At 66.7% G+C, this 19912-nt stretch carries 21 protein-coding genes and 1 tRNA gene; 8 read left to right on the top strand and 14 right to left on the bottom strand.

Features of this window, described 5'->3' with window-relative positions; genetic code table 11:
- Positions 1-53: 53 nt before the first annotated feature.
- A complete protein-coding gene (locus tag EPL04_RS06500) occupies positions 54-1235 on the top strand; it encodes a tRNA sulfurtransferase (RefSeq protein WP_134670523.1) in 1182 nt (393 codons plus the stop codon).
- Positions 1236-1247: 12 nt separating this feature from the next.
- On the opposite strand, the gene EPL04_RS06495 is transcribed toward EPL04_RS06500, so the two are convergent.
- Positions 1248-1430, bottom strand: a complete 183-nt coding sequence (locus EPL04_RS06495) for a hypothetical protein (RefSeq protein ID WP_134670522.1) — start codon at positions 1428-1430, stop codon at positions 1248-1250.
- Positions 1431-1580: 150 nt separating this feature from the next.
- Between EPL04_RS06495 and EPL04_RS06490 the strand changes: the two genes are divergently transcribed.
- The gene (locus EPL04_RS06490) at positions 1581-2036 is read left to right on the top strand and encodes a DUF5804 family protein (protein WP_134670521.1); all 456 of its coding nucleotides are present in this window, start codon (positions 1581-1583) and stop codon (positions 2034-2036) included.
- 125 nt (positions 2037-2161) lie between these two features.
- Here EPL04_RS06490 and EPL04_RS06485 read toward each other — a convergent pair whose 3' ends face one another.
- Positions 2162-3214, bottom strand: coding sequence for a PLP-dependent cysteine synthase family protein (locus EPL04_RS06485; RefSeq protein WP_134670520.1), 1053 nt, complete (start codon positions 3212-3214; stop codon positions 2162-2164).
- A 111-nt stretch (positions 3215-3325) separates the two neighbouring features.
- Between EPL04_RS06485 and EPL04_RS06480 the strand changes: the two genes are divergently transcribed.
- Both EPL04_RS06480 and EPL04_RS06475 read left to right on the top strand, forming a co-directional pair.
- On the top strand, positions 3326-3697 hold the full coding sequence (locus tag EPL04_RS06480; protein ID WP_134670519.1) for a thioredoxin family protein: 372 nt from the start codon (positions 3326-3328) through the stop codon (positions 3695-3697).
- A gap of 113 nt (positions 3698-3810) precedes the next feature.
- Positions 3811-3954, top strand: a complete 144-nt coding sequence (locus tag EPL04_RS06475; protein ID WP_134670518.1) for a rubrerythrin-like domain-containing protein — start codon at positions 3811-3813, stop codon at positions 3952-3954.
- Between the two features lie 14 nt (positions 3955-3968).
- On the opposite strand, the gene EPL04_RS06470 is transcribed toward EPL04_RS06475, so the two are convergent.
- Positions 3969-6086, bottom strand: coding sequence for a thioredoxin domain-containing protein (locus tag EPL04_RS06470; RefSeq protein WP_134670517.1), 2118 nt, complete (start codon positions 6084-6086; stop codon positions 3969-3971).
- A gap of 68 nt (positions 6087-6154) precedes the next feature.
- Positions 6155-6607 carry a pyridoxamine 5'-phosphate oxidase family protein gene (locus tag EPL04_RS06465; protein WP_134670516.1) on the bottom strand — a complete coding sequence of 151 codons (453 nt, stop codon included), beginning with the start codon at positions 6605-6607 and terminating at the stop codon, positions 6155-6157.
- A gap of 117 nt (positions 6608-6724) precedes the next feature.
- Between EPL04_RS06465 and purD the strand changes: the two genes are divergently transcribed.
- From purD to EPL04_RS06450, 3 genes are all read left to right on the top strand, one after another.
- The gene (gene purD, locus EPL04_RS06460; protein ID WP_134670515.1) at positions 6725-8017 is read left to right on the top strand and encodes a phosphoribosylamine--glycine ligase; all 1293 of its coding nucleotides are present in this window, start codon (positions 6725-6727) and stop codon (positions 8015-8017) included.
- Positions 8018-8082: 65 nt separating this feature from the next.
- Positions 8083-8424, top strand: coding sequence for a DUF7344 domain-containing protein (locus EPL04_RS06455; protein WP_134670514.1), 342 nt, complete (start codon positions 8083-8085; stop codon positions 8422-8424).
- 50 nt (positions 8425-8474) lie between these two features.
- On the top strand, positions 8475-8990 hold the full coding sequence (locus EPL04_RS06450) for an acyltransferase (protein WP_134670513.1): 516 nt from the start codon (positions 8475-8477) through the stop codon (positions 8988-8990).
- A 37-nt stretch (positions 8991-9027) separates the two neighbouring features.
- Here EPL04_RS06450 and EPL04_RS06445 read toward each other — a convergent pair whose 3' ends face one another.
- The 5 genes from EPL04_RS06445 to EPL04_RS06425 form a co-directional block, all read right to left on the bottom strand.
- Complete coding sequence (locus EPL04_RS06445; RefSeq protein ID WP_134670512.1) at positions 9028-9519, bottom strand: hypothetical protein; 492 nt, start codon at positions 9517-9519, stop codon at positions 9028-9030.
- 1 nt (position 9520) lies between these two features.
- Positions 9521-10306 (bottom strand): mechanosensitive ion channel domain-containing protein, encoded by a 786-nt coding sequence (locus EPL04_RS06440; RefSeq protein WP_134670511.1) that lies wholly within the window; start codon positions 10304-10306, stop codon positions 9521-9523.
- Positions 10306-11121, bottom strand: a complete 816-nt coding sequence (gene dacZ / locus EPL04_RS06435; RefSeq protein WP_134670510.1) for a diadenylate cyclase DacZ — start codon at positions 11119-11121, stop codon at positions 10306-10308. The genes EPL04_RS06440 and dacZ overlap by 1 nt, the downstream gene beginning before the upstream one ends.
- A gap of 141 nt (positions 11122-11262) precedes the next feature.
- Complete coding sequence (locus EPL04_RS06430; RefSeq protein ID WP_134670509.1) at positions 11263-15171, bottom strand: Eco57I restriction-modification methylase domain-containing protein; 3909 nt, start codon at positions 15169-15171, stop codon at positions 11263-11265.
- 261 nt (positions 15172-15432) lie between these two features.
- Positions 15433-15517, bottom strand: a tRNA-Leu gene (locus EPL04_RS06425).
- A gap of 82 nt (positions 15518-15599) precedes the next feature.
- Here EPL04_RS06425 and EPL04_RS06420 point away from each other — a divergent pair.
- Positions 15600-15923, top strand: a complete 324-nt coding sequence (locus EPL04_RS06420) for a transcription initiation factor IIB family protein (protein ID WP_134670508.1) — start codon at positions 15600-15602, stop codon at positions 15921-15923.
- 55 nt (positions 15924-15978) lie between these two features.
- On the opposite strand, the gene EPL04_RS06415 is transcribed toward EPL04_RS06420, so the two are convergent.
- From EPL04_RS06415 to EPL04_RS06395, 5 genes are all read right to left on the bottom strand, one after another.
- Complete coding sequence (locus EPL04_RS06415) at positions 15979-16467, bottom strand: phosphopantetheine adenylyltransferase (RefSeq protein WP_134670507.1); 489 nt, start codon at positions 16465-16467, stop codon at positions 15979-15981.
- 50 nt (positions 16468-16517) lie between these two features.
- Positions 16518-17126 carry a helix-turn-helix domain-containing protein gene (locus EPL04_RS06410; protein ID WP_134670506.1) on the bottom strand — a complete coding sequence of 203 codons (609 nt, stop codon included), beginning with the start codon at positions 17124-17126 and terminating at the stop codon, positions 16518-16520.
- A gap of 69 nt (positions 17127-17195) precedes the next feature.
- Complete coding sequence (locus EPL04_RS06405; protein ID WP_134670505.1) at positions 17196-18272, bottom strand: glutamate--cysteine ligase; 1077 nt, start codon at positions 18270-18272, stop codon at positions 17196-17198.
- A gap of 63 nt (positions 18273-18335) precedes the next feature.
- On the bottom strand, positions 18336-18971 hold the full coding sequence (locus tag EPL04_RS06400) for a fibrillarin-like rRNA/tRNA 2'-O-methyltransferase (protein WP_134670504.1): 636 nt from the start codon (positions 18969-18971) through the stop codon (positions 18336-18338).
- Positions 18968-19834, bottom strand: a complete 867-nt coding sequence (locus tag EPL04_RS06395) for an NOP5/NOP56 family protein (RefSeq protein ID WP_134670503.1) — start codon at positions 19832-19834, stop codon at positions 18968-18970. Before EPL04_RS06395 ends, EPL04_RS06400 begins: the two co-directional genes overlap by 4 nt.
- Between the last annotated feature and the right edge of the window lie 78 nt (positions 19835-19912).

The following is a 19912-nucleotide window of genomic DNA, read 5'->3' as shown; positions in this document are numbered from 1 at the left end:
CGGCGCGTCGGCCAACCGAAGGCCGTTTATCCGGCTCGCGTCTACGGGGGGACATGCGACCCCCGGAAGCCGACACCGTCCTGGTCCGTCACGCGGACGTGGGCGTCAAGAGCGGGAAGGTGCAGGCCGAGATGGAGCGGCGGCTCCGGGACAACCTCGAAGCGATCGTCGAGGATCGGGGCGTCGACGCGACGGTCGAGCGCCGGTGGTCCCGGCTGTTCGTCCACGCCGACCCCGAGAGCGTCGACGCGGCAACCGACGCCGCGACCGACACCTTCGGCGTCCGGTCGGCCAGCCCCGCGCTCGTGGTGCCGGCCGAGGCCGACGCGATCGTGTCGGCGCTCGGCCGGACCGCCCGCGAGCACCGCGGGGCGGTCGGGGATACCTTCGCCGTCGACGCCCGCCGTGCGGGGACGACCGACGCCCACCCGTTCACGAGCAAGGACCTCGAAAACGAGGCCGGGGCGGCGGTCTTCGAGGCGCTCGACGATCCCGAGGTCGATCTGGACGACCCCGATGCGGTCTTCTACGTCGAGTGTCGCGAAGACGAGGCGTACGTGTTCACCGAGAAGCGGCCCGGTCCCGGCGGGCTTCCGCTCGGGACGCAGGCGCCGGTCGTCGCGCTGGTGAGCGGCGGCATCGACTCGCCGGTCGCGGCGTGGGAGCTGATGAAGCGGGGCTCGCCAATCGTGCCCGTCTACCTCGAACTCGGCGACTACGGCGGCGCCGACCACGAGGCCCGCGCGATGGAGACGGTCCGGCGGCTCCGGGAGTACGCCCCCAACTTCGAGCTGGCGATCCGGAAGGTCCCCGCGGGCGACGTGATGGACCTGCTCGCCGAGGAGGTCGGACCCGCCCGGATGCTGGTGTATCGCCAGTTCATGTACCGGGTCGCCGAGCACGTCGCCCGCGAGGTCAACGCCGCCGGCATCGTGACCGGCGAGGCGATCGGCCAGAAGTCCTCTCAGACCACTCGGAACCTCGGGGCGACGAGTCAGGCGACCGCGCTGCCGATCCACCGTCCGCTGTTGACGATGGACAAGTCCGAGATCACCGAGCGTGCCCGCCGGATCGGCACGTACCGGGACTCGACGATCCCCGCGGGATGCAACCGGATCGCACCCGACTACCCCGAGACGAACGCCACGCTCGAAATCGTCGAGAACGCCCGGCCGGCGGGGCTGTTCGAGCGCGCCCGGGAGGCGGCCGAGGACGCGACGGTCGTCGAGGTCTGATCGGGGCCGTCGTTACGACTCGTCGCCGTGGACGGCCAGCGTCAGCATCGAAAGAACCACGACGACGGGAATCAGTACCTCGACGTACGTCCCGAACGAGTCGGACCCGCCGTACAGATACGACGCGCCGGCGCCGAGCAGACCGACGACGGCGACGCCGCGCAGGAACGTCCGGCTCTCGGTCGTGTTCGTCACGTCCGACGTGTTTCCGGATTAGCACCAAAGGGCTTACGTGTTCGATGTGGGTGTGACTCCGGGAGCGCTCGGAACAGACCCGTTCCTGCGGCCGACGTCTCCCGGCCGCCGAACGAAATCGCTTTACGGCGCAGATTCCTTCCACAGCGTGTGACTCGGGTCTGTTTCGTCGGCTCGCCGGGGGTCGATCTCCGGACCGAGCTCCGATCGCGCGAGACCGCCCGCGAGGCGCTCGCGACCTACGACCTCCGGGAGCCGTACCGCAACTCGCTGGCGGTCGACACCATCAGTCTGGGGTCGGCGATCGCGCTGTGCAACGACCTGAACTGGTATCTGGTGCGGTTCGCCGACGACGCGCTGGTGATGGAGCCCAGCGTCACCGACGAGGAGTGGCTCTCCCGGGAGCTGGCGACCGCGGTTCGGGACGGCGCGGTCGACCCGGCCGAGACCGACGAGTACCTCAAGGTGTACGGCCTGACCGCCGAGGACGAGCTGGTCGAGCCGATGTACCTCTCGCGAACCGACGGCGACATCCCGGCGTACGACCTGCGGGACGTCCCGGACACCGTCGTCGTTCGGGTCACCGAGTCTGAGTTCGGCGGATAGACCTATATCTCGCCGACGTCTTCGCTGGATCGTTTCACTTACTCGCAGAGTCTGGGACCGTCGCCCGCCGAGCGCTCGGAGCCGTCGGTTTCGAACGCGACCGATCGAGACGGAGTCGCGGCCGCTCAGTCGAACATCCCGGTCGAGAGGTACCGCTCGCCGCTGTCGGGGTAGACGGTCACCACGAGCGGACAGTCGTCGTAGCCGTCGTCGACGCCGCCGTCGGACGACAGCTCCGCGGAGGCCGCGCCGTCCTCGCCGTCCGATCCCGTGAGATCGGCGAGTTCGTCGGGCACCTCCGGGCAGTTGAGCTGGGGTCGGGCGATGCGGTCTGCGACCCGGCGGGCCGCGACCGACGCCGCCCCCGAGGACTGACCCACGAGGATCCCCTCTTCGCGGGCCAGTCGTCGGGCCTCCGCTTCGGCGTCGTCGAGGGCGACCGTCTCGACGGCGTCCAGCAGATCGGTGTCGAGCAGTTCGCTCACGAACCCCGGACCCATCCCCTGATAGTCGTCCTCGCCGATCGGGCGGTCGTCGCCGGACGCGCCGCTCTCGGTGTCCAACTCCTTTTTGAGGACGGCGTTGCGCTCGGGCTCGACCGCGACGACCTCCATCTCGGGGAACGCCTCGCGCAGGCGCGACGCCGTGCCGGTGATCGTGCCGCCGGTCCCCACGCCCGCGACGAAGGCGTCGATCTCGCGGCCCTCGACCTGTTCGAGGATCTCCTCGGCGGTCGTCCGGTAGTGGGCCGCGGCGTTCGCGGGGTTCTCGAACTGCCCCATCTGGACGGCGCCCTCCGTCTCGGCGAGTCGGTCGGCCCGGTCGCGGGCCGACTCCATGTTCCCCTCGACCAGTTCCACGTCCGCGCCGTACGCCCGAAGCAGTTCGCGGCGCTCGGGCGACTTCGAGGCGGGCATCACGATAGTGAGATCGTAGCCGCGGGCGGCCGCCGCGACCGCGAGCCCGATGCCCGTGTTGCCGCTGGTGGGTTCGACCAGCCGGTCGCCGGGCTCGATCTCGCCGGCGCGCTCGGCGGCGGCGATCATCTCTCTGGCCGGTCTGTCTTTGGCCGACCCGCCGGGGTTGAACGCTTCGACCTTCGCCGCGACGGTCGCACCCTCCGGCGAGGCCACCCGGACGAGCGGCGAACCGATCGTATCGAGGATGGACTCTCTCATCGTCGGGAGTACGGCCGGCAGGCATAAACACGTACTGCTCGTCGGCAGGTCGTGCCGGGATTTTCGCCGGGGCCTGTGTGGTTAAATCCGTCCGGCCACTACAGGTCTCACATGGAGACGACCGAACCGAGTCCGACGTGGGACACAGCGGCACACAGCGAAGCCGTCGACGCCATCGAGGCCGGCGTCGGCGAGGTCACCTACCGGATCTGGGGCGCCGACTGGTGTGGCGACTGCCGGGCGGTCCTCCCGGACCTGTTCGCGGCGCTCGAAGCCGCGGGCGTCCCCGAAGACGAGATCGCCGTCCACGAGGTCGACGAGAACAAGGACGGCGAAGGCGTCGAGGCGTACGACGTGACCCACATCCCGACTATCGTCGTCGAGCGCGACGGCAAGGAGCTGGCCCGCTTCGAGGAGAGCGAAGACCGACCCGCCGCCGAGTACGTCGCCGACCGACTGCTCTCGTCGGACGTGCTGGCCTGAGCGCCCGGCGAGTCGGGTCCGACCGCCGGACCCTCGTCCGTGATTAAACACCTAGTAGCGCCCGGTATGCACTTAGGGAAACCGTTAACACTCGGTCAGTGCCACCAATTGTCATGGTGAGAACTGACACGTACAGTCCGGACGGCGGAACCTACGAGTGCCGGCGGTGTCTCCACCGCGAGGAGGCGCCCGACCACCCCGGGTCCTGCCCGGAGTGTGACGGCCCACTACGCAACATCGCGGTCCCGCGCGAGTGATCGCGGGCCCGCCGCTACGACGCGTCGGCCCAGTCGAGGGCCGCCGTCACGTCCGTTTCGGGCGGCGAGCACGCGAACCCGCGACAGACGTACGCGGTTGGGGCGCCCTCGCGGGCGGTCCGGTCGGCCCAGATCGGCGGCGCTTCCGCGAGCCCGAGCGCGTCGAGCCACGACGAGAGGCCCTCGTCGGCGGGCGGTCGGACCGACACCACGCGCCGCGGGAGATATCGGGCGGCGAGTTCCTCGCGCCACGCCTCGGGAAGTCGGTCGGCCGCGACGGTGACCTCGAGCGACCCGGTCGCGTACCGGTCGGCCGCCAGCGCGAGCGAGGCGTGCTGGAGCGGGTTCGACGTGATTCCCCGTCCCCGGGTTTCGAGGACGCGCTCGGCGATCGCCTCGAACTCGTCGTCGGGCCGGAACGGATCGAGCGCGAGGAGGGTATCGACCGCGACCCCGAGGCTGGAGGGCGTCGATTGGTCGTGGGGCTCTTGGGGGCGCGCGACCAACTCCTCGCCGCTGTCGGGCGTGAAGTAGATCGTGCCGGCCGACTCGTCGTAGAACTCGGCCGCGACGGCGTCGGCGAGGTCGAGCGCGAACCCGAGGTGGTCGCGGTCGCCGGTCGCCTCGTAGCAGTTCAGCGCGGCCCGCGCGAGGAAGGCGTAGTCTTCGAGGTAGCCCTCGATCGCGACGTCGCCCCCCTTGTACCGCCGAGAGAGCCGATTCTCCTCGTCGTCCCAGAGGCGTTCGCGGACGAACTCCAGCGCGTCGGTCGCGAGGCCGACGTACCGGTCGCCGTCCTCGAGCACTAGGGCGGCCTCGGCCAGCGCCGAGATCATCAGACCGTTCCACCCCGCAAGCACCTTCTCGTCGCGGCGGGGTCGGACCCGCTGGGCCCGGGCGTCGAAGACCTGCTCGCGGGCGTCTTCGAGGCGTTCGCGGACGGTCGACTCCTCGAGGTCGGAGGCGTCGGCGAGTTCGGGGATCGACTCGGAGATCGTGAGCACCGTCGACCCCTCGAAGTTGCCCGACTCCGTGACGCCGAACCGCTCGCAGAAGAGGTCGGCGGCGTCCTCGTCGGCGACCGCCGACCGGATCTGGTCGGGCGTCCAGACGTAGAACGCGCCCTCCTCGCCCTCGCTCTGGGCGTCGAGGGTGCTGTAGAACCCGCCCTCCGGGTGGGTGAGCTCTCGCTCGACGAACCCGACGGTCCGGCGGGCGGCCTCGGCGAATCGGTCGTCGCCGACGGCCTGATACCCCGCGAGCAACGCCCGGGTTATCTCGGCGTTGTCGTACAGCATCTTCTCGAAGTGGGGGACGACCCACTCCCGGTCGACCGTGTAGCGGTGGAAGCCGCCCCCGACGTGATCGAACAACCCGCCGTCGGTCATCGCTTCGAGCGCCTCGGCGGCGACTTCGCGGTACTCCTCGTCGCCCAGATCGGCGGCGGCCCGCAAGAGCAGGTGGATCCGTCCGGCCTGCGGGAACTTCTGGCCCGTGCCGAACCCGCCGTGTTCGCGGTCGGCGCTCCGGACCGCGGCGTCGGCGGCGGTTTCGAGGACGCCGTCCCCGGGGAGTTCGCTCGCCTCGGGCACCGATTCGAGTTCGCCCTCGATGGCGTCGGTCCACTGGTCGGCCCGGTTTTCCATCTCGGCGCGGTCGTCCTCGTCGCCCCAGGAGTCGGCGATGTTCTCGAGCAGGTCCCGGAAGCCGGGCTGGCCGCGCTTGGCCTCCTTCGGGAAGTAGGTCCCGACGTAGAACGGCCGGCCGTCGGGCGTGAGCCACGCCGAGAGCGGCCAGCCGCCCCGGCGGGTGACCGCCTGACAGATGGTCTGGTAGACGCTGTCGAGATCGGGGCGCTCCTCGCGGTCGACCTTGATCGGGACGAAGTGCTCGTTGAGCACCTCCGCGACGCCCTCGTCCTCGAAGCTCTCTTCTTCCATGACGTGACACCAGTGACACGCCGAGTAGCCGACCGACAGGAAGATCGGCACGTCCCGGTCCTCGGCCGCGGCGAGCGCGGTCTCGTCCCACGGCTGCCAGTTGACGGGGTTGTCGGCGTGCTGGCGGAGGTAGGGGCTCTGTTCGTCGTCGAGCCGATTGCGGTCGGTCGGGTCGGCGTCGGGCTCGCTCATGGGCGACCGGAGGGGCTTGACCGACGTAAAGTCGGGGTTCCGATGGAGCGACCGGCCGACCGGCCACCCTACGCCCCGTCGGCCGCCATCCGGTCGCTGTAATCCCAACTGTGGACGCGGTCGGGCCGGATGCGGATCCGGACCTCCTCGCGGTCCTCCGAGAGGAGCCACTCGGCGAGCGGCGAGCCGGCGTCGCCGAGGTACCGCTCGACGAGATCCCGGAGGACCGACTTGTCGGCGTCGGGCGAGAGTGCGGCGGTGCCGTTGCCCCGGACGCCCCGGTAGGGCGGCCGGTTCTCGGACACCTCGAACGCGACCGCGGAGTCGCCCCGGAGGTAGCCGACCACGTCGGCGTTCGCCCCGGTCGCACACTCGAAGACGCCGTCGCGGTAGCGGTACCACAGCGCGACAAGCCACAGCGACCCGTCGGGGCGGTGGCAGGCCAGCCGGATCGGGATCGCCGCCTCCGCGAGATACGACTCGACCGCCGGCTCCGCCCACGCGCCCGTGAACTCGGTCATGTGACTCGGTAGCGTCCGACAGCTAATAGTTCTCCCGCCGACGTCCCCCCATACTCGTGCATACATCTTCGTTCGTCAAGAGCAAACTTTACACTCCCGTGCCTACACTCTCCGGGCATGAGCGAGACAGTGCTGTTGGTCGGCGGCGGCGGCCGCGAACACGCCATCGCGCGTGCGCTGGCGGACGGCGACGCCACGCTGTACGCCTGCGCGGGCAACCGCAACCCCGGCATCGCGTCGATCGCCGAGGGGTTCGAGACCCTCGAAACCACCGACCCGAGCGCGGTCGTGGCCTACGCCGAGGACGTGGACGCGACCCTCGCGGTCGTCGGCCCGGAGGGGCCGCTCGCGGCGGGCGTCGCCGACGCGCTCGACGACGCCGGCATCTACGCGTTCGGGCCCAACGAGGCCCAAGCTCGCATCGAGACCGACAAGGCCTACCAGCGCCGGTTCATGCGCGACCACGACGTCCCGGGGTGTCCGGAGTTCGAGACGTTCGACGACGTCGAGGCCGCCTGCGAGTACATCGACGCCGCCGACGGCGACCTCGCGGTCAAGCCCGCCGGACTCACCGGCGGGAAGGGCGTCCGAGTGATCGGCGATCAGGTGACCGCCGAGGAGGCCAAGACGTACCTCCGGGACGCCGACTACGACCGGGTGGTCCTCGAAGAGCGACTGGTCGGCGAGGAGTTTACCGTCCAGGCGTTCGTCGCGAACGGCGACCTCCGGGTCACCCCGGCGGTGCAGGACCACAAGCGCGCCTACGAGGGCGACGAGGGGCCAAACACCGGCGGTATGGGGAGTTACAGCGACGCCGACTCCGCCCTGCCGTTCATGACCGACGACGACTACGAGGCGGCCCTCAACGTGCTAGAGGCGACCGTCGACGCCCTCGACGGCTACAAGGGCGTCCTCTACGGGCAGTTCATGCTCACCGCCGACGGCGTGAAGGTCGTGGAGTTCAACGCCCGGTTGGGCGACCCCGAGGCGATGAACACCCTGCCGGTGCTCGACACCGACTTCCTCGACGTGCTGGTCGCGGCCCGCGAGGGCGAGTCGCTCCCCGGCCTCTCGTTCGCGCCGAACGCCACGGTCTGTAAGTACGCCGTTCCCGAGGGGTATCCGACCGATCCGGAGGCCGGCGCGAAGGTCGAGATCACCGAGGAGAACGCGGGCGACGCGCTCCTGTTCTACGCGAGCGTCGACCAGCGCGAAGACGGCATCTACACCACCACCTCCCGGGCGTTCGCGGTGGTGGGCGTCGCCGACACCGTCACCGACGCCGAGGCGATCGCCGAGGACGCCCTCGCGGTCGCGGGCGAGGAGGGCCTCGACGTGCGCCACGACATCGGCAAACCCGATCTGGTCCAGCGGCGGATCGACCACGTCGCCGACCTCCGGAGCCGGTAGTCAAGTCGGGCTTGTCGAGTCGAAAGCGACACATAACAAAGCCCGGTAGCCTGTTCACAGAGGATATGTTCGACTCGGGCGAGCGATCGGCGACGCTGACGACCGACGAGGTCTTCGAGCTACTGAGCGACGCCGACCGGCGGTGTGCGCTCGTCGTGCTCCGCCGAGCGGACGGCGCCGTGTCGCTCGGCGAGCTCGCGTCGGCGACGGTCGCGATCGCCGAGGACCGCGACCCCGAGGGGGTGGCCGACGACGAGCGCGAGCGGACCGCGACCGCGCTCCACCACCGCCACCTGCCCCGGCTCGCGGAGGCAGGGGTCGTCGACTACGACCCGGCCGAGAGCCGCGTCGAGCTGACCGACGCCGCCGCCGATCTCGATCCCGTGTTCCGGATGCTCTCGGAGTGAGCCGACCCGGACCAGCCACCTTCAAGACCGAACCCCTCGAACCTCCGGCCGTGACCGACGAGACGCGACGCCACGATCGAATCGCCCACCACGCGACGCCGGGGCCGTACAACTCCCTCCAGTCGTGGCTCGACGCCAAACACCCGCTCCGGGTCGCGCTGAACTACGTCGTCATCGTTCTGGCTCGCGTCTCGCCCAGCCTGCGGCTCAAAAACTACCTGTTGCGTTCGATCGGCGTCACCGTCGGCGAGGGCGTCTCGTGGGGGCTCGAATCCACGCCCGACGTGTTCTGGCCCGAACTCGTCACCGTCGAGGACCACGCCATCGTCGGCTACGACGCCACTCTGCTCTGTCACGAGTTCCTCCAGGACGAGTACCGCACCGGCGAGGTCGTCGTCGGCGAGCGGGCGATGATCGGCGCGGGCGCGGTCGTGCTCCCGGGCGTCGAGATCGGCGCCGGCGCGAGCGTCGCCGCAAACTCGCTGGTGACCGAAGACGTGCCGGCGGGCGCGACGGTCGCGGGAATCCCCGCCCGCCCGATGAACAGCGACGAGCTGTCGGACTGATCTGGCCGGAATCGACTCGGCGTGCGCGCCGAGATCGCTATCCGGCGACGATCAGTCGTCGGACCCCGGCCTCGACGAGTGCGAGGACACAGAGCCCGGCGACCACCGCGGCCCCGAAGAAGGGGTATATCGCGAGCGGGTCGGACTCCCCGCCGACTCGGAGAAAGAGATACCACACCAGTGCGGTCGCGCCGAACAGCCCCGCCAGCGGCGCGACCAGCCCCCACCGGGCGTAGGCGTAGTAGGGGATCGCGGCGTGGCCGACCAGCACGACCGCGGTGGCCCCGCCGACGAGTAGCCACACGCGGGCGGTCGCCGTCGGAAACAGGTCGGTGACGAATCGCGCCCCGGCCCACACGCCGAGCGAGACCGCGGCGTACGCGAGTCCGCCCCCGACCGCGAACGCCCACGGCGCCGGCAGGCGCTCGCGGACCGCGAACGGCATCGCGGCGGCGAACGCGCCGGCGCCACAGGCGATCGCGACGGTGAGCGCCTCGCTCCCCAGCGCGGGGTCGGGCGTCCCGGGCATCTCAGTCTCGGATCCGGACGACGCCGTCCTCGAACACTCGCCTGTTGGGGATGATGTACTCCTCGCCGTCGCCCTCGATGCGGGTCACGAAGACGTCGACCTCCTGGACGATGCCGCGGTCCTCGCCGACCCGGACCTCGTCGCCGATGCCGTACGGTTGGTTCAACAGGAGGTAGACGCCCGCGGCCGAAGACTGCAGGAGGTCCCGGAACGCGACCGCGCTGAACAGGATGATAGCGAGCGCGTACGAGCCGAGCAGGATCAAAAGCGCCTCGATATCGACGCCGACCTGTCCGAGCGCGACCAGCGCGGCCAGATAGACGATGGTGTACTTGACCGTCCGCGGGATGATGTTGACCTCCGGGAGCTTGACCGAGCGCAGGCGTTCGCTGACGACCAGTTGGGCCTTGTCGGCGACCACGAAGCCGACGATGAACACCAGAACCGCGATGAAGAGGTCGGGGATGAACGTGAGCACGCCGCTCCAGAACAGCTGGGCGTTCAACAGCTCCGCGATGTTGAGCGCGATGAGCACGACGACGCCGTAGATGAACCACGAGCTGAGCCGCGCGACCAGCGAGACCGTGTCGGTGCCGAGGCTCTGGGCGGTGCGCTCGAACGGCGTCCGCTCGACCGCGTCGGGGACGCCGGCGGCCACCAGCAGGCGCTTGTTCAGTCGGCCGATGACGTAGCCAGCCACCAGTCCGGCCGCGAGCACGAGGACCGCGAGGACGAACTGAAACTCGTCGCGCATCAGGACGGTCCAGTCGACCTGCAGGGGCGCCATCAGTACTCCTCCGGATCGAGCTCCAAGACGAGTTCGCCACCTTTGAACGCCCGGACCATCCCGTCGCTCTCCGAGAGCACGATCGCGGTCGCGTTCGTCTCGCGGGTGATCGAGCCGGCGGCCATGTGGCGAGCCCCCAGCCCCTTCGGGATGTCGACCCCCTCGGCGGAGGGTTCGAGGTACCGGTACGCCGAGACGATCTTGCCGGCGTCGGAGATGACGAACGCGCCGTCGAGCCGCGAGAACTCCTTGAGCATCACGTTCACGATGGGGTCGCCGACGTGGACGTGGGACTTCTCGAAGGGGTTGTAACTGAGCGGGCGGGACTTGTTCATCACCTTGCCGGCGTCGCCGACCACGAACAGCGCGCCGACGGGCTTGCCCTTCTGGCCCTTCTTGCCGAGTTCGATCGCGACGTCGAACACGTCCCGGATGACCCCGGGCTCGGCCCGCGAGCCGGCGAACAGTTCGTAGACGCCCGACCGCATCGACTCGCTGACCCGCACGCGCGTGGCGGTGTCGGTGTTCTCCCCGAACATCGAGGTGGTGCAGACGACCGCATCGCCGTCGTCGACGAGCCCCTCCTCCATCGCGCCCTCGACGCCGAAGGCGATCCGGTCCTCGACGCCGTCGAACGCAAGCGGGAGCTCGACGAAGGTGTCGGCCCCGACCGTGTTCTCCGGCGAGACGACCACGAGTTCCACGTCCGAATCGAGGTCGGCGAACCGATCGTAGTAAGAGCCGCTCGGCGAGAACAGGAAAACGGCGTCCGCGTCGTCGACGATATCCCCCAAGAGTTCGCTCACGTCTGCCATTACCCGAAACGACTCAGTCACCGGAGAAAAGGTTTGTGGGAGTATGTGTCAGTTGTGCGGCGATTGGGGCCCCAAGAGTGCATCGTATGCGCTACCGCGACTGGTCTCCCCGACGTTCGATACGTGACAGCGCCCCGTCGCTCAGAACACGTCGAGATACTCCTCGACGACCTCGCGCTCGTCGTCGGTCAGATCGAACAGGTCGTAGACCGCGTCGTCGATTTGGGCTTCGAGATCTTCGATGTCGGTCTGTCGGACGTCCTCGCGGTCTGCTTCGAGTCGGTCGAGCAGTTCGACTACGCCGCCATCGGTGCGGGGAATCGGAATTGTCATTTCCTCGCCGCTCTTGACGTTCCGACCGTCCACGGCGGCGTGGACGTACTCGGCCCTTCGTTTTCGAGCCTCGCGATCTTCGGAGTACATCGCCGGGTCGTTGATGGTGTCCGATCGCCCGGCCTGCACGGTGAAATTCCCGTCTACGTCGCCCTGTACTTCGGCATCCACCGGATACCGGCGAGTCTGCCACTCGTAGGTGACGTAGTCGAGTTCGCCGTCGTAGTCGCCGAGGTAGGCTTCGGGGAAGCGGTCGGCCTTGTTTTGCGTATCCAGCGCGTTCAAGATTTGTCGGACAGGCTTGTTTAAGCGTGAGGCTATGTCCCCATCTTGAACATCCACATACGGAAGTTCTTCAAGATATCTGGATTGATATCGGTACTTTCCCCCTAAGAGCATTGGAGCGATATGCTTGAGGTAGAAATCCAGAGCCTTCGAATTGACTAAGCAAGCAACTCGTTCTGTATCTGATTGTAAATCTGGTTCAAAATAAATACCATAAGGAGTTTTGAAGTGCCATAGGCCATCTTCGTCAATCATGAACCGTGCGTTACTGGCCATATCCGCATTGATGAGTTTTGGAAGACGGAACTTTTCCAAATTCTGGGGGCGGCCAAACTCCCACCAGACCTCGCTATCTTCCCATCTACCCCCTTCACGTCCTCGAAGCCTGTTTTCGTGCTGTTTGAAGAAATCCCATGTTTTAGGGAATCTCTCTTTCATTTCTTCTTTCTGGTAGAGTTTGGGATCTGGTGCGCCGTTCTCATTTTCTTCCAAGTGATACGGGAAGATGACGTGTTGACCGGCCCAATCCCCGCGCCACCGTTGTACGTCGATACCCTGAAGCCAAGGTCGGAGGAGGTCGGTTTCAATTTCGTATTCTTTGGTTTCACCGAGTGGCGTTACCGTTACAGTGTCACCTTTGTCCTGTGGGTCGATTCTATCTGCATCCTGTGGGATCACAAGATAGACTTTGTTTGCACTTGTCTGGGTGCCGGAAGAGATAGATTTCGTTATCTCGCCCAATGTAGAGTCCTGCTTTTTGTTTAATTTATCGAATACTTCAAGTTCTTCAGGCGGCATCAGCGACCAAAATTGGGAATCCAATTTCTTCTGTGGATAATCAAAAATATCTATGTATTCGTCACTGTACCGCGATTCATTTCGGTGCTCACGGATGGAGTGGACGACTTCCTTATCGAGTTTGTTTTGGCTTGGTTCGCTGATATTAGATTTTACTCGGGAACAGCGAATTTGATTCTCCTGTCGTGTACTTTCTTCAGGTTCGTCTCGGGCGAAGAGTATGACTGGCAGATTTGCGGCGTCCTCGAAGACACCTGAGTCTCGGAAGTCGTAAACTTCCTCAATTGCAGATTCTTGAAGTAAAACTCGACGAATACCCTCACCGTAATCAGAGAGCAGAAATTGGTTTGATGTGATGTAACCGAGTTCTCCTGTCTCTTCTTTAAGTAATTGCAAACCACGCTCGTAGAAAACACAATAGATGTCATAGTTACCGGTCGTAGACTCGTAGAGTCGATCGAGCATCTCTTTTTGTCTATCTGGGAGATTCTGAACCCGTACATACGGCGGATTCCCCACGACGTAGTCGTACTCCATGTAGTTCTTCACGACGAGCGCGAGCACGGTGTCCTCGAACATCTTGAACAAACGCCCGTCGTTGTGCTCTTCCTTGAGATACCGCACGTTCTCCAGCATGTCGTCGACGTACGGTGCGAAGAACTCCTCGACGCCAGAGTAGTCCTGTGAGGTGTGCTGATTGATGCGCTCTTCGAGCCCGCTTTTGTACTCCCAGTCGAAGTCGCCGCCGAACTCCTCGGCCAGCGCCATGTGGTCCTTGACGGTGTCCAAGACGCCTTGTAGCGCCGCGAAGTATTCCCCGAAGTTCCCCACGCCCGTCTCCAATTGGATGGTGTCGAACAGCGGCATCCGAACCCGGCGCACGAGGAAGCCGTCTTCCGTTTCGGGCGCTTCCTCCTCGTCCACCTCGACTGGAAGCGGAACCGGGATTCGTACGTCCTGTTCGTCTTCGGTCATCGCATCGAATGTCATCTGGCGCGTCCCGTCGTCGCCCAGATCCGCGCCAGTCAGTTCCCGTTCGTTGCGGAGCGTGTCGGTCCGGTAGATCGGGAGCCGACGAAGCGTGAACTCCGGGTTCTGTCCTTTGGCCTCACGGTAGGCCGGGAGAATCGCCACTACGAACCGGATCTGTGCCATCAGCACCGCGAACGGATGGATATCGAGCCCGACGATTCGCGGACGCGTACACAGATCACGTAAATGCTCTTCCCAGTCGGGGTCGTCCTCGTAGCGTTCCACGTCCTCGATGTATCGCTCGACTGCTTCGACGAGGAACGTACCGGACCCACACGACGGGTCGATAAGCCGTTCGTTCGAGACACCATGCTCGTACCCGACCCCGTCCATGATGTAGTCGATGACCGGCTGAGGAGTGTAGAACTCCCCGAGCGCTTTGCGCGTCTCAGGGTCGAAGTATCGCTGGTACAGATCACCGAGCAAGTCGCCCTGCACGTCCGAGAAGTCGAACCGGAGTACGTTGAAGAATACCTCGGCTACCGCTCGGCTGAAGCGGTCCCGCGTGGCCTCGCTTACGCGCTCTACACCACCCGTTTCCTTGGCCACGGCCTCGAACTGGTTCGGGCCCGATTCGTGCCCGCGAGAGAGCTGTTCGGCGTACCCATCGGTCCACCAAATGAAGATGTCGTCCTGAAACAGCCCTTCCACCAACTGGTCCTGCATATCATCGATGAGATTGTCCGCCGCGACGGGGAACGCATCGAGGTTGATGCTGTCGCCGAAGCCCTGCAACCCCCGGAAGTAGTCGTCCATCCCCTCGTATCCGGTCCCGGCGAAGAAGTCGTGGTCCTCGGTCGCCTTCGCCAGCAGGAGCCGAGCGAGGAGCGCGTGCCCGCTTTCCAGACAGAACATGAAGTCTCGAAGCGACTGTTTACCATCGATGAACGGCTCCCACGACTTTGGTACCTCGTCCGGCTCGTCGGCGTACGTTGCTTCCCAGAAGTCGTACGCACCCTTAACGAACTTCGCTTCTTGTTCGTCCCGGAGTTCCTCCAAAAGGTCTAGCATCCCGACGACGAGGTTGGCAAACGGACTCCCTTCTTCGAGCCGAAAGGTATCGAAGAAGTGCTCCTGTCCGAGTTGGGCCTGATCGTGTAGCGGAATCGGATCGAGGGCCCCGAGAAATCTGTTAACGTCGTCGGGATCCGTTAGATCGAACGTTCGCTTTTGGAGCGCACTAGTGATGTCGCGGGCTTGGCTTTCGCTTACCGCGTCCAGCGAGACGACCACCATCGGACGGTCCTGCCCTCGACGATAGAGACGCAACTGCTCGCCGTTTGTCAGAACCCCGTACTCGGCCCGAAGATGGTCCATGTAGTGGAACAACTGTGATTCGTGTGGCACGAGGTCACGGCCGGTGGTCTTGAATTCATAGACCGCAGTGACGGCTTCGTTGTTATCTAACGTGAGGTAATCCGGACGACGGTCGTCGGGGAGTGTGAATTCGCTTCTGAGATCAACCCCAGTTCCTTCGTAGTCGAGGGCGTCGTAGAAACCCCGTTCGAGGAACAGATTCTCCACGTCACGCTCGCTCATTTCCCCGTCAGTCTGTTTTGCGATCGCATGGAGGGCATCGTGGAGCCCGGAAGCGTCTGCCATTACTCCGTTCCACTCAACTGGTCTTCAAAAAGGTACTCGAAAGAGAAGACACAGGCACAAATATTTCGAGTCGGACCCGATTCGAAGCACAATGTTCGCTCGGAATTATCAGTCAGACCCGCATGGCTCTTACCTTATCGCGAGGCCTCTATCAACCGAACTGTTGGAGAAGCATCCCCAGGACAGGATTCGAACCGGAGCGAGACGGTCGACCTCGCAAGGTTCGAATCGGTCCTGTTCTTCGCTCACTGCGTTCGTTCATGCGCGGGACCGGATTCGAACCGGCGGACCCCTACGGGATAGCGTCCTAAGCGCTACGCCGTTGGCCTGGCTTGGCAACCCGCGCTCGACTCACGCTACCCGCGAGGGAGACAAGAAGGTGTCGTTCTCTGCGAGCGTTTATGTGGGACCGCGCGCTACCCCCGCCCGTGTATCGAGCGCGCGATCACGTCGAAAACGAGCGGTGGCTCGCGGAGCTTCAGCAGATAGCCGACCGGCTCGACCTCGAAACGGCCGCCCGGTCGCGGGCGACCGACCTCTACCTCTCGACGGTCACCGACTGGGACGACGACGCCGACGAGGCGTCCAAGCGGGCGGTCCTCGCGGCCAGCCTCTACGCCGGCTCGCTCATCGAGAGCGACCAGCGCTCACAGAGCGCGGTCGCCGACGCCGCGGGGGTGTCCCGACTCACCGTCCAACAGCGCTGGAAGGACCTGCTCGAACGGGCGGGGCTCGAACCGCCGTCGTGGTAGGTCCCAGCGGCGCCCGGCGCTCGCACCCCGACGACTCGTCCGCCCGGTCGGGCGCTCACTGCTCGGCGGCCCGGCCGTCGCGGTCGGGCGTGACGTTGCCGCGTTCGTCGATCTCGCCGTTGACGATGCGGGTGCTCGAGATGATGTCGCCGTCCTCGGCGCGGACGTGGGGGACCACTTCTACTTCGAGGGGCGTTCGGCCCAGTTCCGTCCGTCGGTCGTTGATGCGGGCCGCGGCGTCGGTCGTCTCGGGCGAGACGATCAGCACGTCGAACTGCGGCTCGGTGGCGATGCCCGTGGGTTCGGTGAGCTCGCGGATCTCGAACTCCCGGTCGTACTCGTCGGCGAACGACGCGAGCTCGGTTTCGAGGTCGCGGCGGCGCTCGTCGAACGAGCGGACGTACCGATCCTCGTGGCGGGTCTTCGGCGCGAGTTCGTCGCTCGTCAGTCCGACCGTCACGTCCCCGAGTTCGAACGCGCGCTCGAACAGCGCGCGGTGGCCGTCGTGGACCGGGTCGAAGGTCCCGCCCAGGGCAACCTCCATACCCCGGCGAAGGGCACCCCGCGGCTTAGTGCCTTCGGAACCGCGTCACTTCACGACTCGTCGTCGGGGTCGCCGTCCTCGACTTCGATGCTCACCGGCTCGGTCGTCTCGGCGGTCCCCTCTCCGCGTTCGAGGTGGTCGTCGAGGTTGAACACGGTGTTGAGCTCGTCTTGGACCTGTCCGACGACGCCCGAGACGAGTTCGCTCGGGGCGATGGCGGTGTACTCGTAGGGGTTGTTGCCCGCGCCTTCGCTCTCGCGTTTGCGACGCTCGACTTTCTCCTCGGCGTGGAGCTCCGCGAGCGACTCCCGGACGGTGCTCGGGTAGAGGCCGGTCCCCTCTGCGATCTCCTCGCTCGTGCTGTGGGGGTGCTGGCGGAGGTAGACGTATATCCGGGCGCGCGTGTCGGTGTCGAGTACCCACGAAAGCAGGTCGACGATGCCCTGATCGAACTGGTCGACCGCCCTATCGGCCTCCTCTTCGAGGCGCTCGCGGCCCTTGTTCAGTCGCTCGCGGCCCTCTTCGGCGGGAGCCTCTTGGTCGACCGGGATCGACTCGCCGGGGTCCCGTTCGTCGTCGACCGTCCCGTCCTCGACGCCGTCGACCGTCTCGTCGACACCGTCGTCTCCGTCTGCGTCGTCTGAATTCTCTCCGGACATGTCCTTTCTACGAGGACAAAAGTCGCCACCGGGTAAAAGCCTTGCTTACGTGGCGATCCCCGACCACAGCTACTCGACGATCAGCGACTCGTAGAGCGCCTCGACGCCGTCCTCCTCGCTGATCCGGCGCTGGCTGGCCGCGCCGCTCTCGGCGTCGTACACGTCTCGGATCCCTGATACGCCGAGCCGATCGCACTCCCGATCGACCGCCTCCCCGAGATCGATCTCGCCGTCGCGGTCGCGGTCGACGAACGACGCCGCGTGTCCGTACCGCATGGCGCGCCACTTGTTCTCGTCGAGGAGCTCTCGGCGGTGGCGATACCCCGTCTCGCCGTCCTCGTAGCGCTCGGCCAGTTCGGTCACCAGCGCGTGGACGTACTCGACGAACGCCAACACGACCCCCGGGTCGGCCTGCCCGTCGGGCGTCCTGACTTCGACCGTGCCGTGGCCGGTGTGAGGACGCACGTCGTACCAGAGTTCGCCCCGATCGTTGATCGACCCCGTCTCGACCATCGTCTCCTCGAACGACGCAAACGCCTCGTAGGAGTCGAACGTCGTCGGCATCCCGGTGTTCGGGAGCGCCTCGAAGATCTTCGCGCGGGCCGACTGGAGCCCGGTGTCGTAGCCGTTCCAGTACGGCGAGTTCGCCGACAGCGCGAGCATCACCGGGAGGTACCACCGCACCTCGTTGGCGACCCACACCGCCTTCTCGGGGTCGTCGACCCCGACGTGGACGTGCAGTCCCGCGGTCGTGTTCCGGTGCTGTGGGTACTGGATCCGATCGAGCTGGGCGCGATACCGGGGCTTCTCGGCGTGTTCGAGCTCCCGCCACAGCGCGCCCGGGTGGAGCCCGGCGGCCGCGATGCGGTACCCCGCGGCCTCGGCGTGGTCGACCAGCGCCGATCGGACCGCGAGCACCCGGTCGCGGGCCTCGCTCACCCGGTCGATCCTCGGCGTCTGGGTCTCGATCACGCACTTGAAAAGCTCGTGGTCGAGGCGTCCGTCGAGTATCTCGGGCGGGTCGCGCTCGTAGACGAGTTCGTCGGTCCCCGCGGTCGGCCGGCCCCGGCCGTCCACGACGAAAAACTCCTCCTCGACGCCCAGCGTGCCCATCTCCGTGAAGTTCGAAGCCGAACCCGAGTCCATTTTTCGAGCTTTCGTAACCCGCGGTATAAATAGTTCCGAACCCGGCAGGGTCGGTCGCGAGCCCTACCGCGGCCGGGCGACCACGCCGAGGTGGTCCTCGTGGTACGGTTCGAGGCGCTCGGTCGCCACCACCTCGTAGGTCGGTTCGAGCGCCGCCAGCGCGTCCTCGAACACCGCCGCCGGCTCTCGGGTCACGTCCTCGCTCCGGGCCTTGATCGCGGCCACCAGTCGGCCGTCGTCCGCGAGAAACCGCGCGTTCTCGACCGCGACGCGGGCCTGTCCGCGAGTCGCGACGTCTTGGACCACCACGTCGACGTCGGACTCGACGACGTGGGCGTACGTCTCGGGCTTTCGGGCGTCTTTCAGGAGCGGGAACAGGTTCCGGCGGTCCTCGGCGACCCCCACGAGGTCCCGGACGGGCCGGGGCGCAAACTCCACCGCGTAGGTCGGGCCGGCGAAGTCCGCGACGTGACTCACCGTCGTCCCGCTGGCCGCCCCCAGATAGAGGACGGTGTCCCCGCCCGCCAGCCCGGCGTCCATCCCGAGTTCGACCATCGCGCCGAGCTTCGATCGCCCGGCGTCCCAGAGGCGCCACCCCTCGTCGGTCGGCTCGCCGTACACCGGCTCGCCCCGTGTCGCGAGCCGCGACTCCCCGTCGAACGACCGGCGCTCGACGCCGGTCGGGAGATCCTCGCTCATTCGGCCTCACCGCCTCGGATCTGAGCGATGCGCTCGTCGAGTTCGGCGTCGAGTTCGGGCTTGCGCTCCCCGGAGTAGCGGTCGACTCGCGCCGCGATGGTGAGCTTGCCTGCGAGGGCGCGGGCCGCCGAGCCCCGCTTTCCGGGCCGGGTCCCGCGGACGTACTCGTGGGTGAAGATGACGCCGTGCTTGGGCGAGGGTGCGTGGCCCCGGAGGTGGGCGAAAAGCGAGTCCTCGGCGCCGAGCACCTGAACCGTCCCCGCGGGCTTCTTCGCGAGCGCGTCGAGTCCGCCGGCCAGCGAGATCAGCCGTGCGGCGAGCACCGGCCCCGCCATCGCGGCGAGGTTCGGCGCGACCTCGGGCGTCTCGCGCTCGACGAACGCCCGGAGCTCGTCGGCCTCGTCGGCGAGTCCCGCGACTCGCTGGGCGAGCGAAACCAGTCGCTCGTCGACCGTCGAGTCGGGGTCGCGGCCTGCAAGCTCCCGGGCGTAGTCGACGCCGGTGGCCGCGTCGGGGTATCGGCTTCCGGCCCACTCTGCGACCCGCTCGGCCAGCTCGTTGGCCCGCTGGTCGAGGTCGTCCATCGCCCGGACGGCGTGGACGAGTTGCTGGTCGTCGGCCCGTTCGCGCTCCGCCGCGGCCTCGCGGGCGGCGCCGATCGTCGCCTCGCGCAGGCGGGCGTAGTAGTCGGACTCGTCGTCGGCGAACCCCGATTCGACGGCGAGCGCCGGCCAGTCGGCGGGAGCGTCGGCCCGACCCTCGCGGATTCGGTCGGCGCCGCCCGCGGCGTCCCCCTCGAACCAGCCGTTCGGGGCCGCGCCGGCTCCGCTACCGCCGGGGTCGCGGTCGGTGTCGTCGGTCATACCCGTTGGTTGCCCGTCGTCGCGTTTAAACCCACGCGACTCGGCCGGCGCGCTCGCGGTCGCCAGAACCGAAACCGA

This window comes from Halorussus marinus (assembly GCF_004521895.1).
Classification (GTDB): Archaea; Halobacteriota; Halobacteria; order Halobacteriales; family Haladaptataceae; genus Halorussus; species Halorussus marinus.
Note: the sequence above shows the minus strand (reverse complement) of the source record. Positions and strands in the feature narration are given on the sequence as shown.